Origin of the sequence: Rathayibacter sp. Leaf299 (assembly GCF_001423055.1) — a bacterium.
In the GTDB taxonomy this organism is placed as follows: Bacteria; Actinomycetota; Actinomycetes; order Actinomycetales; family Microbacteriaceae; genus Rathayibacter; species Rathayibacter caricis.
Genome location: NZ_LMNT01000002.1, coordinates 1 through 14,342 on the forward strand (window position 1 = coordinate 1; position 14,342 = coordinate 14,342).

Consider the following 14,342-nt stretch of genomic DNA (forward strand, 5'->3'; position numbering starts at 1 on the left):
TCGATCACTCTCGTTGTGAAGCTCCTTTGTGGGGTGGAGGCGGGGTGTGTCCGATTCTTGAGAACTCAACAGCGTGCACTATGTTCAATGCCAATTTTATAACCCCGGCCGGGTTTTGTGATCCGGTTGGGATTCCTTTGGAAATTGATGTCAGTAATGATGTCTTATTTGCTAGAGGTCAAACTTGACTTCCTTCTCTTCGGGGTTGGAGTCGTAATTTTTTTACGGAGAGTTTGATCCTGGCTCAGGACGAACGCTGGCGGCGTGCTTAACACATGCAAGTCGAACGATGAAGCCCAGCTTGCTGGGTGGATTAGTGGCGAACGGGTGAGTAACACGTGAGTAACCTGCCCTTGACTCTGGGATAAGCGCTGGAAACGGCGTCTAATACCGGATACGACCTGCCCCGGCATCGGGTGCGGGTGGAAAGTTTTTCGGTCAAGGATGGACTCGCGGCCTATCAGCTTGTTGGTGAGGTAATGGCTCACCAAGGCGACGACGGGTAGCCGGCCTGAGAGGGTGACCGGCCACACTGGGACTGAGACACGGCCCAGACTCCTACGGGAGGCAGCAGTGGGGAATATTGCACAATGGGCGAAAGCCTGATGCAGCAACGCCGCGTGGGGGATGACGGCCTTCGGGTTGTAAACCTCTTTTAGTAGGGAAGAAGGACTTCGGTTTGACGGTACCTGCAGAAAAAGCACCGGCTAACTACGTGCCAGCAGCCGCGGTAATACGTAGGGTGCAAGCGTTGTCCGGAATTATTGGGCGTAAAGAGCTCGTAGGCGGTTTGTCGCGTCTGCTGTGAAAACCCGAGGCTCAACCTCGGGCCTGCAGTGGGTACGGGCAGACTAGAGTGCGGTAGGGGAGAATGGAATTCCTGGTGTAGCGGTGGAATGCGCAGATATCAGGAGGAACACCGATGGCGAAGGCAGTTCTCTGGGCCGTTACTGACGCTGAGGAGCGAAAGCGTGGGGAGCGAACAGGATTAGATACCCTGGTAGTCCACGCCGTAAACGTTGGGAACTAGATGTGGGGACCTTTCCACGGTCTCCGTGTCGCAGCTAACGCATTAAGTTCCCCGCCTGGGGAGTACGGCCGCAAGGCTAAAACTCAAAGGAATTGACGGGGGCCCGCACAAGCGGCGGAGCATGCGGATTAATTCGATGCAACGCGAAGAACCTTACCAAGGCTTGACATATACCGGAAACTTCCAGAAATGGTTGCCCCGCAAGGTCGGTATACAGGTGGTGCATGGTTGTCGTCAGCTCGTGTCGTGAGATGTTGGGTTAAGTCCCGCAACGAGCGCAACCCTCGTTCTATGTTGCCAGCACGTCATGGTGGGAACTCATAGGAGACTGCCGGGGTCAACTCGGAGGAAGGTGGGGATGACGTCAAATCATCATGCCCCTTATGTCTTGGGCTTCACGCATGCTACAATGGCCGGTACAAAGGGCTGCGATACCGTAAGGTGGAGCGAATCCCAAAAAGCCGGTCTCAGTTCGGATTGAGGTCTGCAACTCGACCTCATGAAGTCGGAGTCGCTAGTAATCGCAGATCAGCAACGCTGCGGTGAATACGTTCCCGGGCCTTGTACACACCGCCCGTCAAGTCATGAAAGTCGGTAACACCCGAAGCCGGTGGCCTAACCCCTTGTGGGAGGGAGCCGTCGAAGGTGGGATCGGTGATTAGGACTAAGTCGTAACAAGGTAGCCGTACCGGAAGGTGCGGCTGGATCACCTCCTTTCTAAGGAGCATCTGGGCACCGCAGGGTGTCCCAGGCGCCAGATCGAAGCGAATGTCTTCGCTGGTAGCTCATGGGTGGAACATTGAACTAGGTGCAGGTCGAGTTCGTCTCGTGTCAGTACAGCCTTCGGGTTGGGAACGCACGGTGCGRAGGGTGGCTTGCACATGCACGCTGTTGGGTCCTGAGGGACCGGGCCGGCTGTCTTCGGATGGTTCGGGTCGACCTTCTGGATCCTTTCTTCACGCCTGGGYGTGTGGGGGAGGGGTRCCGCCCGTATTTTGAGAACTACACAGTGGACGCGAGCATCTTAGATTCAGGACTTTCGGGTCTTGGATCGACAGAGGCGCAGGGATGCCTTCGGGTGTTCCTGCAAATCATTGAAATCTGCAATTTTCGAATTGTAGTTTCTTAACTCATGTGATTTTCAAGTTTTTAAGAGCAAACGGTGGATGCCTTGGCATCTGGAGCCGAAGAAGGACGTCGTAATCTGCGATAAGCCTCGGGGAGCTGATAAACGAGCTGTGATCCGAGGATTTCCGAATGGGGAAACCCCGCCAGGCCCCTTGTGGTGACCTGGTGACTCCCGCCTGAATATATAGGGCGGGTAGAGGGAACGTGGGGAAGTGAAACATCTCAGTACCCACAGGAAGAGAAAACAACAGTGATTCCGTTAGTAGTGGCGAGCGAACGCGGAAGAGGCTAAACCGAGCCATGTGTGATACCCGGCAGGGGTTGCATGGTCGGGGTTGTGGGACTTTTCGTCGTGTTCTGCCGAGCACGGAACGTTACAGCGCATCATAGACGAACAGGTTTGAATGCCTGGCCAGAGCGGGTGCGAGCCCCGTAGTCGAAATGGTGTTATGGCGTGAAGAGTATCCCAAGTAGCACGGGGCCCGAGAAATCCCGTGTGAATCTGTCAGGACCACCTGATAAGCCTAAATACTCCCAGATGACCGATAGCGGACAAGTACCGTGAGGGAAAGGTGAAAAGTACCCCGGGAGGGGAGTGAAATAGTACCTGAAACCGTTTGCTTACAAACCGTCGGAGCCTCCTTGTAGGGGTGACGGCGTGCCTTTTGAAGAATGAGCCTGCGAGTTAGTGCTCTGTGGCGAGGTTAACCCGTGTGGGGCAGCCGTAGCGAAAGCGAGTCCGAATAGGGCGATTCAGTCGCAGGGTCTAGACCCGAAGCGAAGTGATCTATCCATGGCCAGGTTGAAGCGACGGTAAGACGTCGTGGAGGACCGAACCCACTTCAGTTGAAAATGGAGGGGATGAGCTGTGGATAGGGGTGAAAGGCCAATCAAACTTCGTGATAGCTGGTTCTCTCCGAAATGCATTTAGGTGCAGCGTTGCGTGTTTCTTGCCGGAGGTAGAGCTACTGGATGGCCGATGGGGCCCAAAAGCTTACTGACGTCAGCCAAACTCCGAATGCCGGTAAGTGAGAGCGCAGCAGTGAGACTGTGGGGGATAAGCTTCATAGTCGAGAGGGAAACAACCCAGACCACCAACTAAGGTCCCTAAGCGCGTGCTAAGTGGGAAAGGATGTGGAGTTGCACAGACAACCAGGAGGTTGGCTTAGAAGCAGCCACCCTTGAAAGAGTGCGTAATAGCTCACTGGTCAAGTGATTCCGCGCCGACAATGTAACGGGGCTCAAGCACGCCACCGAAGTTGTGGCATTGACATTTTGTGGTAGGCCTTCGTGGTCCAGCCGTGTTGATGGGTAGGAGAGCGTCGTGTGGCGAGTGAAGCGGCGGTGTGAACCAGCCGTGGACGCCACACGAGTGAGAATGCAGGCATGAGTAGCGAAAGACGGGTGAGAAACCCGTCCTCCGGAAGACCAAGGGTTCCAGGGTCAAGCTAATCTTCCCTGGGTAAGTCGGGACCTAAGGCGAGGCCGACAGGCGTAGTCGATGGACAACGGGTTGATATTCCCGTACCGGCGAAGAACCGCCCAAGACAATCCAGTAGTGCTAAGTATCTGAATCCCTTTGATGGATCCCTTCGGGGTGAAGCGTTGGGCCTAGCGTACGACCCCGTGCTGGTGCGTTTAGCGTATTAACAGGTGTGACGCAGGAAGGTAGCCGAGCCGGGCGATGGTTGTCCCGGTCTAAGGATGTAGGGCGAACGATAGGCAAATCCGTCGTTCATGCAGCCTGAGATCTGATGGGTAGACGCAAGTCGAAATCGGTGATCCTATGCTGCCAAGAAAAGCATCGACGCGAGGTTCTAGCTGCCCGTACCCCAAACCGACTCAGGTGGTCAGGTAGAGAATACCAAGGAGATCGAGAGAATCGTGGTTAAGGAACTCGGCAAAATGCCCCCGTAACTTCGGGAGAAGGGGGGCCTGAGGCGTGAACGGACTTGCTCCGGGAGCGTTCGATGGCCGCAGAGACCAGTGGGAAGCGACTGTTTACTAAAAACACAGGTCCGTGCTAAGTCGCAAGACGATGTATACGGACTGACGCCTGCCCGGTGCTGGAAGGTTAAGAGGAACGGTTAGCCGCAAGGCGAAGCTGAGAATTTAAGCCCCAGTAAACGGCGGTGGTAACTATAACCATCCTAAGGTAGCGAAATTCCTTGTCGGGTAAGTTCCGACCTGCACGAATGGCGTAACGACTTCCCAGCTGTCTCAACCGCGAACTCGGCGAAATTGCATTACGAGTAAAGATGCTCGTTACGCGCAGCAGGACGGAAAGACCCCGTGACCTTTACTATAGTTTGGTATTGGTGTTCGGTGTGGCTTGTGTAGGATAGGTGGGAGACGTTGAAGCGGGCACGCTAGTGTTCGTGGAGTCATTGTTGAAATACCACTCTGGTCACTCTGGATATCTAACTTCGAACCCTAATCGGGTTCAGGGACAGTGCCTGATGGGTAGTTTAACTGGGGCGGTTGCCTCCTAAAAAGTAACGGAGGCGCCCAAAGGTTCCCTCAACCTGGTTGGCAATCAGGTGGCGAGTGTAAGTGCACAAGGGAGCTTGACTGTGAGACTGACAAGTCGAGCAGGGACGAAAGTCGGGACTAGTGATCCGGCAGTGGCTTGTGGAAGCGCTGTCGCTCAACGGATAAAAGGTACCTCGGGGATAACAGGCTGATCTTGCCCAAGAGTCCATATCGACGGCATGGTTTGGCACCTCGATGTCGGCTCGTCGCATCCTGGGGCTGGAGTAGGTCCCAAGGGTTGGGCTGTTCGCCCATTAAAGCGGTACGCGAGCTGGGTTTAGAACGTCGTGAGACAGTTCGGTCCCTATCCGCTGCGCGCGTAGGAAATTTGAGAAGATCTATCCCTAGTACGAGAGGACCGGGATGGACGAACCTCTGGTGTGTCAGTTGTTCCGCCAGGAGCACCGCTGATTAGCTACGTTCGGAACGGATAACCGCTGAAAGCATCTAAGCGGGAAGCCGGCTTCGAGATGAGATTTCCATCCCTTCGGGGGAGAGGCTCCCAGCCAGATTACTGGGTTGATAGGCCGGATGTGGAAGACAGGACTAAAGACTGTCGGAGCTGACCGGTACTAATAAGCCGATAACTTGATAATCACTACACTCATACCGTTGTAAAGGCTGGTAGGAGTGGTCAGAGATTGCTTGCGTCCACTTTGTGGTTCCCAGAATACGGGCACCGCACCACCGAGAGGTGGTGCACATAATTGAATACACGCTTGACGTGTAACCCAGATTTGACCCCCACCAGCACCGAGTGTTGTGGGTGTGTCGCAAGGGTTACGGCGGCTATAGCGAGAGGGAAACGCCCGGTCACATTCCGAACCCGGAAGCTAAGACTCTCAGCGCCGATGGTACTGCAGGGGGGACCCTGTGGGAGAGTAGGACACCGCCGGACACCATTCACGATGGCCACCCAGAAATGGGTGGCCATCGCTGTTTAACCCACCACCCGCACCACCAGGCCCTGCACACGCAGAAGANGGACACCGCCGGACACCATTCACGATGGCCACCCAGAAATGGGTGGCCATCGCTGTTTAACCCACCACCCGCACCACCAGGCCCTGCACACGCAGAAGAGCCGGGGTTAGGGTGGAAGGGACGACGGCTTCGAGCCGTCCGCCGCTTCGAGCGGTTCAACTCCACAGCGCACGATCACGACAGGCGAGGAACGCATGGACGACAGAGCACCCGACGGCGACGACCGGGGAGCCGGCAAGCGCGATCAGCGGTCGGATCGTGCGGGAGGAGCGGATCGCTCGTCCGCGCCTCGCAGCAGCGGGCGCGATGACCGTCCGCGCGGCAACGGGGAGTCCCGACCGCGGCGCGAGGGCGACTTCCGCCCACGGACGGATGATCCGTCGCGCCCCCGCGCGGACGGTGGTGCTCGTCCTTCGCGGGACGGCGACTCCCGTCCGCGTCGCGAGGGCGACTCCCGTCCGCGCTCCGACGGGGAGTCGCGTCCTCGTCGGGATGGGGATTCGCGTCCGCGTCGCGATGGGGATTCGCGTCCGCGTCGTGAGGGTGACTTCCGACCACGTACTGATGGTGATTCGCGTCCGCGTCGCGATGGGGATTCGCGTCCGCGTCGTGAGGGTGACTTCCGACCACGTACTGATGGTGACTCTCGTCCGCGTCGCGATGGGGATTCGCGTCCGCGTCGTGAGGGTGACTTCCGTCCGCGTACTGATGGTGACTCTCGTCCGCGTCGGGAGGGCGACTCCGGTTCGCGTCGTGAGGGTGGGTTCCGTCCTCGTACCGACGGAGACTCGCGTCCTCGTGGCGATGGGGACGCGCGTCCTCGTCGTGAGGGCGACTTCCGTCCGCGTACTGATGCGGATTCGCGTCCTCGGCGTGATGGGGACTCTGGTCCGCGTCGGGAGGGTGGGTTCCGTCCTCGCACCGACGGCGACTCGCGTCCGCGGCGGGACGGGGACTCGCGGGGAGGACGCGACGGCGGTCGCTCGTTCTCGGACGACCGGCGGGGTGGCGGCGACCGTCAGGGCGGCCGCGGGTTCGCCGGCCGCGGGGCGCCGCGCGAGGAGCCGGAGATCACGGAGGAGGAGCGGGAGCGCCGCTCCCTCCAATCGGTCCGGCCGCGCCACGACGATCCCGAGCTGCCCGACGACGTGCAGGCGAGGGATCTCGACAAGGTCGCCCGCAACGAGCTCAAGACGCTGACCAAGGAGAACGCCGACTGGGTCGCGATGCACCTGGTGATGGCGGGCCGGCTCCTCGAGGAGGATCCCGAGCTCGCGCACCGGCACGTGCTCTCGGCTGCTCGGCGCGCGGGTCGCATCGCCGTCGTGCGCGAGTCTCTCGCGATCTCGGCGTACGCGATCGGCGACTTCGCTCTGGCGCTGCGGGAGCTGCGCACGTACCGCCGCATCTCCGGCTCGGACGAGCAGGTCCCTCTGATGGTCGACAGCGAACGCGGTGTGGGGCGCCCCGACAAGGCGCTCGAGCTCGGACGCTCGATCGACCGCAGTGCGCTGAGCGTCGGGGCGCAGGTCTCGCTCGCCATCGCGATGTCGGGAGCGCGCCTCGACCTCGGTCAGACCGAGCTGGCCTTGATGGAGCTCGAGATCCCGCAGCTCGATCCGAACAAGGCGTTCTCGTACAGCCCGGACCTCTTCGCCGCGTACGCGGCCGTGCTCGAGGAGCTCGGGCGCACCGAGGAGGCCGCTCAGTGGCAGCGGCGCGCGGATGTCGCCGCACGAGCAGTCTTCGCGGCCGAGGGTGGTGGCGACGACGAGACGATCGAGGTGGTTGAGGAGGAGGGCGAGGCCTTCGCAGTCCTTCCGGGCGACGACGCTCCCTCCGCGGCCGTCGACGACGAGTCGGAGAGTGCTGACTCGTCGGACGACTCCGATGGAGACGACGAGGACGACGAGGACGACCTGGACGAGCCGAGCGAAGCGGACGAGCCGAGCGAAGCGGACGAGCCGAGCGAAGCGGACGAGCCGATCGAACTCGACGACCCCGCCGATCCGGACGCCGCTCTCGATCAGACCCTCACCGACGTCGAGCTCGACGGCCCCGGACTCGACCCGGTCCACTCCGACTCCGGTCACACCGAAGCCGCGACCGACACCGCTTCCGACGCCGAGCCGACCGACCTCGCCGCCTCCGACACGACCGACACCGACGAGGAGCCCCGTGTTCAGAACCCCGAAGACTGACCCGTCCCCGCTCGAGGGCCGCGACGCGGTCCTCGCCGACCTCGACGGAGTCGTCTACAAGGGCGCCGACGCGATCCCCTTCGCCGTCGACAGTCTGAACCGAGCCGGCGAGACGCTCCGCGTCGGGTACATCACGAACAACGCGTCCCGCACCGACGCCTCCGTCGCGGCGCACCTGTCCGACCTCGGGCTCGTCGTCGCACCGGAGGACGTCGTCACGTCGCCGCAGGCGGCGGTCGTGCTGCTGGCGGGCCTGGTGCCGGCGGGCTCGACGATCCTCGTCGTCGGCGGGGAGGGGCTGACGACGGAGGTGGAGCGGGCCGGGTTCCGGCTCACCCGCAGCGCCGAGGACTCCCCGGCCGCGGTGATCCAGGGCTTCGCGCCGACGGTCGGCTGGGAGCAGCTCGCGGAGGCCTCGTTCGCCCTGCACACCGGGATCCCGTGGGTCGCGACGAACACCGACTGGACGATCCCCGTCGCGCGGGGCATCGCTCCGGGCAACGGCACGCTCGTCTCAGCGGTGCACACCGCGGTCGGCCGACTGCCCGTGGTCGCCGGCAAGCCCGAGCGCGCCATCTTCGATGCGGCGACGGCGCGGTTCGGCTCTGCGAATCCGCTGTTCCTCGGCGACCGGCTCGACACCGACATCAAGGGTGCCAACGCCGCCGGGATGGAGAGCGCGCACGTGCTCACGGGGATCGACCGGGCGAAGCAGCTGCTCGCGGCCGACGCGACGCTGCGCCCGACCTACATCCTGGGCGACCTGCGCGAGCTGCACCTCCCGTACCCGGCGACGACGATCGCGCGGAACGGGACCCATTCGGTGCGCTCCGCCAAGGTGCGCCTCGAGGGCGACTCCGTCGTGATCGTCGACGCGGGCGACGACGAGCTGGACCTCCTCCGAGCCGCGTGCTCCGTCATCTGGAGCTCGGGCCGGGCGATCTACGGGCTCGAGGTCCCGGAGTCGCTCTACAGCTGATCGCCGGCGGTGGACTCCTCGGCACGGAGGAGTCCACCGAGGCGGATCGCGAGCAGCACTGCGAGCAGGGCGATGACGGCTCCGTAGGCGAACGTCGCCGTGAACACGACCGAGCCCGCGCCGACGAGGCCGGTCACGGCGGCGGCGAGCAGGCCGGTCAGCGCGAGCGAGACGGACGCTCCTCCTGAATCGGAGATCTGCAGGGCCGAGCTGTTGAAGCCCTCGCGCCCGGGCGCGGATCTGGCGAGCGTCAGCGTCCCCATCCGGGGGAACATCGTGCCCATGCCGCCCCCCGCGGCGAACCAGCCGACGGCGGCCAGGTACGGCGGGAGCGCGAGCGCCGACGTGAGCAGCACGATCAGCACGCCGACCAGCAGGAGCGACGTGCCCCGTCGCATGGCGCCCGCGTGGGTGAGCCGCGTTCCGGGCCGCCCTTGCAGGTTCGAGCCGAGCGCCCACGAGACGGCGCCGGCGGTGAGGACCGCCCCGGCCAGCCACGGCGGCAGGCCGTACTGCTCCGACAGGAGCAGCGGCAGATAGACCTCGGTGCCGAAGAAGGCGGCCGCGACGGCGCCGCGCAGGAGGATCGTGGACGGCAGGACGCCCCGCGCGCGCAGGGTGCCCGGGGGCAGGAGCGCGCGCACGGCGAGGACGACGACCACGATCGCCGCGACGGCGAGCGCACCGGCCGCGTCGGGAGCGATCTCGGCGCTGGTGCTCAGCACCACCACTCCGCCTGCCACGATCACCGCGCGGACGATGCGGGCCACGGCCCCGCGATCGAACGGCCGCCGCTCCTGCCGCTCGAGCGCGCGCAGGGTCGGTGCCACGATCGCACTCGCGACGGCCACCAGCAGCACCACCCCGAGGAACACCCAGTGCCAGCTCGCGAGCTCGGCGACGACGCCGGCCGCGAACGGCCCGATGAGCGACGGCACCACCCAGGCCGCGGCGAAGGCGCCGAAGATCCGCGGATGCAGCTCCGCAGGGAAGACCCGCGCGACCAGGACGTAGAGGGTGACGGTGATGCCTCCGCTGCCGAGCCCCTGCAGCAGGCGCGCGGCCACGAACACCTCCATCGAGCCGGCGAGACCGGCGGCCACGAGCCCGAGGGTGAAGAGCAGGATCGCCGTGACCAGCGCCGGGGTCGGCCCGCGTCGATCCGCCGAGGACCCCGCGGTGACCATGCCGACGATGCTCGCGGCGAGCGTCGCGGCGAAGGCCAGCGGGTAGAGATCGCGTCCGTCGAGGTCGGCGCTGACGATCGGCATGATCGTGGTCACGGCCAGCGCCTCGAAGGCGCACAGGAACACCAGGCTCGTCGTGCCGACCGTGGTCAGGAGGTAGGGCGCGGAGGTGATGCCGCGGCGATCGACTGCACGCACCCGCTCCACACTACGCCGGGCGCGGGCGCTCAGCGGTAGACGGCCCAGTCGTCCTTGGCGAGGACGGTGGGGGTGCCGTCGACCTCGACGAGCCAGCCGGCGTCGTCGCGCTCGAGGTAGCGGCCCTGCAGGATCTCGGGGGCCCAGCCGCCGTCGCGAGACGAGACCCAGCGCACGAAGCGCACCGTTCCTCCGCGGCGGAAGAGTGTGCCGTTGTGGTCGCTCATGTCTGCACTGCTCTCGCTCGGGACGGGTCGAGCTCCGTGGTCGGCTCGGGGACGAGGTGGAGCCCGCGGCGCCCGTTGGCGGCGGCCGAGAGCTCGCGCAGCCAGTGCGCGTTGACCTCGGGTCCGACGGGAGCGTCGTACTCGTACTGCAGCGGGATCGCGGGATGCAGCCACAACTCGCTGTGCCTGCCGTCGGCGTCCGCGTCGATCGACAGCACGAAGGCCTCGCTGCGGCGGAGTTTCGCGGTGATCACGAGCTGCAGGTGAGCGAGCGCGCGGTCGTCGAACGGATGCGCGCTCGGCGGCGTTCCGTACAGCAGACGACCCATCACGCTGCCTTCCTCATCCGGGCGCACGGGGAGGTATCCCGCAGCGTCTCTGCAGGACTCTAGGTACTTGCTAAGTCGGTTAGCTAATCAATACTGGTCCCAGTGCGCTTTCGGTACAGAAGCCCCGGAGGAGTGCTCGAGGTGGTTCGATGGAGCCCGCGAGTACCCGCCCGGGGCGCCTGCCTCGTCCCAGGAAGGCGCACACCCATGGACGTCCGTCCCGATCTCTTCGCCCTGCTCACCCGGCTCCGCTCGGCCGAGCGCGAGTACGACGGACGCGTCGAGTCGAGGCTGGGCATCGGCACCACGGACCTCGCGGCTCTGCGCCTGATCGGGATCGGCGCCGATCGCGACGAGGTGGTCCGCGCGGTCGACCTCGCCGCCGCGATCCGCATCACCACCGCCGCGGTCTCGCTGATGATCGACCGCCTCGTGCGCGCCGGCTACGTCGACCGCGTGGCGGACCCCTCCGACGGCCGTGGCCGCATCCTCTGCCTGACCGAGAGCGCGCAGGCGGCGATCCGCGGCACCGACGAGCCGACCTACGGAGCGATCCGCCTGCTCTCGGCGGGCATCCCCGACGCCGAGGCGGTGCGGTTCGCCGCGCTGCTCACCGGTGTCAGCGACATCCTCGAGGGCCACCCGCCGCCCCTGGCCGCCGCTTGATCCGCCGGCCGCGGTCTCAGCGCTGCAGCGTGGCGCTGGGGTACTCACCGAAGCGCGCGAGGTAGGCCGAGCTGAAGCGGCCGGGATTGCCGAAGCCCCACGCGTGAGCGATCGCGGTGACGCTCGCGATGCGCGGATCCGCCGCCGCCAGCTCGGCGTGCGCGGCGTCGAGCCGCACCGAGCGGATGTAGGCGATGGGCCGCACCCCGAGCACCCGCTGGAACGCGGACTGCAGACCGCGCACGCTCAGCCCGGCGACGACGGCGACCTCGGTGGGGCCGATCGGCTCCGACGCGTGCGCGTGGATGAACTCGACCGCCCGGCGCAGGCGGGCATTGCGCGGCAGCAGCAGCTCGGGCGGCGCGACGGCGGCCTCCGGCGGGTAGAGCTCGAGCAGCGCCGTGATGGTGCCGCGCGTCAGCTCGTCCCAGAGGAGGTGGCTGACACGCTCGCTGCGCAGAGCCTGCGCCGAGGCCGACACCGCGGAGCGCCAGTGCTGGACCGCCTGCTCGGTCGGGACGACGCGGTGATCGAAGCGCAGCGGCCCCAGCAGACCCTGCTCGGCGGCGACCTTCTCGACGGACGCGCGGCCGAGGTGCACCAGCTTCTGCTCGTAGTCGACGTACTCGAAGCCGAACGCGCGGCCGACGGGGAACAGCTGCGGCCGGCCGGGCACCATCGCGAGCGGCTCCGACCCGTCGTCGACCGTGGCGCGCCCGCCGACGATCCACTGCACGACGACCTCGTCCGTCACTCCGACCGCACCGCGGAGCTCGCCGGTCATGCGCGAGGTGCGCAGCGTCATGGCGGCGTCGCCGAGGGCGGCGTACCGGTACGAGAAGGCGCTCTCGCTGGGCAGCGCCGACCACTCGTCGCCGTTGTAGAGGGTGGCGAGGCGGTGGCTGGCCTCGTCGGGGTCGCCGCCGCCGGTGTCCAGCCGGACGCGGGTGCGCTCGTCGTTCACGGGTCTTTCCGAACGGTCGTCAGCGGGTCAGGCGCTCGATGAGCTCGCGGTAGCGTGCCGCGGTCCGCTCGACGATCTCGTGGGGGAGTCTCGGAGGGAGGCCCTGGCCGTCCCAGTTGTCGCTCAGCCAGTCGCGCACGATCTGCTTGTCGAAGGACTGGCCGCGGATCCCGGCGTCGTAGGCGTCGGCGTCCCAGTAGCGGGAGGAGTCGCTCGTCAGGACCTCGTCGCCCAGCGTCACGATGCCGTCGCCGTCGACGCCGAACTCGAACTTGGTGTCGGCCAGGATCACTCCGCGCGCGAGGGCGATCGTCGCCGCCTCCTGGTACACGTGCAGCGAGAGGGTGCGCAGCGCCTCCGCCGCCTCCTCGCCGACGATCTCGACGGTGCGCTCGAAGGTGATGTTCTCGTCGTGCTGACCCTGCGGGGCCTTCCAGGCGGGCGTGTAGATCGGCTCGGGCAGGGCGTCGCCGTCGGACAGGCCCTCGGGGAGCTCGACTCCGCAGACGGTGCCGCTCGCGCGGTACTCCTTCCACCCGCTGCCCGAGAGGTAGCCGCGCACGACGCACTCGATCGGGAACATGTCGAGAGTGGTGACGAGCATGGCGCGGCGGGCGACCGGCTCGGGGATCTCGCCGCGGACGAGGTGGTTCGGGACGTCCTTCAACTGGTGGAACCACCAGAGGGAGAGCTCGGTGAGCAGCTCGCCCTTGCCCGGGATGCCCGGCTCGAGGACGTGGTCGTAGGCGCTGACGCGGTCGCTCGCCACGACGAGCATGCGGTCGGCTCCGAGCACCGGGTCGGCGTCGACCGGGGTGTAGAGGTCGCGGACCTTGCCCGAGTAGGCGTGCTGCCAGCCGGGCAGGGGGATCGAGGAGTCGAAGGAGACGGTCACCGCACCATTCTCCCGGTTTCCGGCGGCGGAGAGGAGCGCTCTCTCGAAACCGAGGCGCTGTCAACCACCGGCGCTCGACGGGGGTGCGCGCCTACCGTCGAAGACATGACTTCCGAGAGCACTGCAGACCAGTACACGTTCCAGGACCCGACGAAGATGTACTCCGAGATCGACACGGAGGAGCAATACCAGGAGGGCGCCGGCCTGGACTCGAAGATGGACGACCTCGCCGACCGCGGCGAGTCGACCTACCGCGGCTCCGGCCGCCTGACCGGCCGCAGGGCGCTCGTGACCGGCGGCGACTCCGGCATCGGCGCGGCCGTCGCGATCGCCTACGCCCGCGAGGGCGCCGACGTCGCGATCGTCTACCTCCCCGAGGAGGAGAGCGACGCGAAGAAGGTCGTCGCGCTGATCGAGGAGGCGGGCCGGAAGGCCGTCGCGATCCCCGGCGACATCACCGACCACGACTTCGCCGTCGGCGCGGTGGCCACGGCGGTCGAGGGCCTCGGCGGCCTCGACATCCTCGTCAACAACGCGGGCAAGCAGCAGTTCGTCGAGGACTTCCTCGAGCTCTCGGACGAGCAGTTCGACGAGACCTTCAAGACGAACGTCTACGCCATGTTCTGGATGACGAAGGCGGCCCTGCCGCACCTCGCTCCCGGCTCCGCGATCATCAGCACCTCGTCGATCCAGGCCTACCAGCCGTCGCCGACGCTGGTCGACTACGCCAGCACGAAGGCCACGATCAACACGTTCTCGAAGGCGCTCTCGCAGCAGCTCGCCCCCAAGGGCATCCGCGTGAACGTCGTCGCGCCGGGCCCGATCTGGACGCCGCTGCAGACCGCGGGCGGCCAGCCGCCCGAGAAGCTGCCCGAGGTCGGCTCGCAGACGCCGCTCGGACGCTGGGGCCAGCCGGCGGAGCTCGCTCCCGCCTACGTGTTCCTCGCGTCGCCCGAGTCGAGCTACGTGGTCGGCGAGACGCTGCACGTCAACGGCGGCATGCCCACTCCGTGATCGTGCTG

At 65.2% G+C, this 14,342-nt stretch carries 10 protein-coding genes and 3 rRNA genes; 8 read left to right on the forward strand and 5 right to left on the reverse strand.

Annotated elements, in window-relative coordinates; all coding sequences use genetic code 11:
• The 6 genes from ASF48_RS19890 to ASF48_RS07380 all read left to right on the forward strand — a co-directional run.
• Window positions 1–188, forward strand: a 188-nt coding sequence (locus ASF48_RS19890) for a hypothetical protein (RefSeq protein WP_235577205.1), incomplete at its 5' end; no start/stop codon positions are given.
• A 33-nt stretch (window positions 189–221) separates the two neighbouring features.
• Window positions 222–1,747, forward strand: a 16S ribosomal RNA gene (locus ASF48_RS07360).
• Between the two features lie 422 nt (window positions 1,748–2,169).
• Window positions 2,170–5,286, forward strand: a 23S ribosomal RNA gene (locus tag ASF48_RS07365).
• A gap of 185 nt (window positions 5,287–5,471) precedes the next feature.
• Window positions 5,472–5,588 (forward strand): 5S ribosomal RNA (rrf, locus tag ASF48_RS07370).
• The 16S, 23S and 5S rRNA genes sit together here, the layout of an rRNA operon.
• Window positions 5,589–6,822: 1,234 nt before the next feature.
• The gene (locus ASF48_RS19775; protein WP_235577206.1) at window positions 6,823–7,875 is read left to right on the forward strand and encodes a hypothetical protein; all 1,053 of its coding nucleotides are present in this window, start codon (window positions 6,823–6,825) and stop codon (window positions 7,873–7,875) included.
• On the forward strand, window positions 7,853–8,854 hold the full coding sequence (locus ASF48_RS07380; RefSeq protein WP_055789133.1) for an HAD-IIA family hydrolase: 1,002 nt from the start codon (window positions 7,853–7,855) through the stop codon (window positions 8,852–8,854). Before ASF48_RS19775 ends, ASF48_RS07380 begins: the two co-directional genes overlap by 23 nt.
• On the opposite strand, the gene ASF48_RS07385 is transcribed toward ASF48_RS07380, so the two are convergent.
• Genes ASF48_RS07385 through ASF48_RS07395 form a run of 3 tightly spaced genes read right to left on the reverse strand, consistent with a single transcriptional unit; the run spans window position 8,845 to window position 10,795 of the window.
• Window positions 8,845–10,239 (reverse strand): MFS transporter, encoded by a 1,395-nt coding sequence (locus ASF48_RS07385; protein WP_055789137.1) that lies wholly within the window; start codon window positions 10,237–10,239, stop codon window positions 8,845–8,847. The two genes, ASF48_RS07380 and ASF48_RS07385, sit on opposite strands and share 10 nt — an antisense overlap.
• A 29-nt stretch (window positions 10,240–10,268) precedes the next feature.
• The gene (locus ASF48_RS07390; RefSeq protein WP_055789142.1) at window positions 10,269–10,466 is read right to left on the reverse strand and encodes a hypothetical protein; all 198 of its coding nucleotides are present in this window, start codon (window positions 10,464–10,466) and stop codon (window positions 10,269–10,271) included.
• The gene (locus ASF48_RS07395) at window positions 10,463–10,795 is read right to left on the reverse strand and encodes a DUF7882 family protein (protein ID WP_055789146.1); all 333 of its coding nucleotides are present in this window, start codon (window positions 10,793–10,795) and stop codon (window positions 10,463–10,465) included. The genes ASF48_RS07390 and ASF48_RS07395 overlap by 4 nt, the downstream gene beginning before the upstream one ends.
• Before the next feature lie 207 nt (window positions 10,796–11,002).
• On the opposite strand from ASF48_RS07395, the gene ASF48_RS07400 reads away from it, so the two are divergent.
• Window positions 11,003–11,461: a MarR family winged helix-turn-helix transcriptional regulator gene (locus tag ASF48_RS07400; RefSeq protein ID WP_055789150.1), complete on the forward strand. Its 459-nt coding sequence runs from the start codon at window positions 11,003–11,005 to the stop codon at window positions 11,459–11,461.
• Window positions 11,462–11,477: 16 nt separating this feature from the next.
• Here the strand turns inward: ASF48_RS07400 and ASF48_RS07405 are convergent, their stop codons facing one another.
• Entirely contained in the window at window positions 11,478–12,425 is a 948-nt protein-coding gene (locus ASF48_RS07405) for an AraC family transcriptional regulator (protein ID WP_055789153.1), read from the reverse strand.
• A gap of 19 nt (window positions 12,426–12,444) precedes the next feature.
• Window positions 12,445–13,320 carry a phosphoribosylaminoimidazolesuccinocarboxamide synthase gene (locus ASF48_RS07410; protein ID WP_055789156.1) on the reverse strand — a complete coding sequence of 292 codons (876 nt, stop codon included), beginning with the start codon at window positions 13,318–13,320 and terminating at the stop codon, window positions 12,445–12,447.
• Between the two features lie 105 nt (window positions 13,321–13,425).
• Between ASF48_RS07410 and ASF48_RS07415 the strand changes: the two genes are divergently transcribed.
• Window positions 13,426–14,334, forward strand: a complete 909-nt coding sequence (locus ASF48_RS07415; RefSeq protein ID WP_055789161.1) for a glucose 1-dehydrogenase — start codon at window positions 13,426–13,428, stop codon at window positions 14,332–14,334.
• Window positions 14,335–14,342 lie beyond the last annotated feature (8 nt).

Bases quoted from the DNA above. Each gene is read 5' to 3' on its own strand.
- ASF48_RS07395 (WP_055789146.1), bottom strand. From the start codon at position 10,795: ATGGGTCGTCTGCTGTACGGAACGCCGCCGAGCGCGCATCCGTTCGAC.
- ASF48_RS07400 (WP_055789150.1), top strand. From the start codon at position 11,003: ATGGACGTCCGTCCCGATCTCTTCGCCCTGCTCACCCGGCTCCGCTCG.
- ASF48_RS07415 (WP_055789161.1), top strand. From the start codon at position 13,426: ATGACTTCCGAGAGCACTGCAGACCAGTACACGTTCCAGGACCCGACG.
- ASF48_RS07390 (WP_055789142.1), bottom strand. From the start codon at position 10,466: ATGAGCGACCACAACGGCACACTCTTCCGCCGCGGAGGAACGGTGCGC.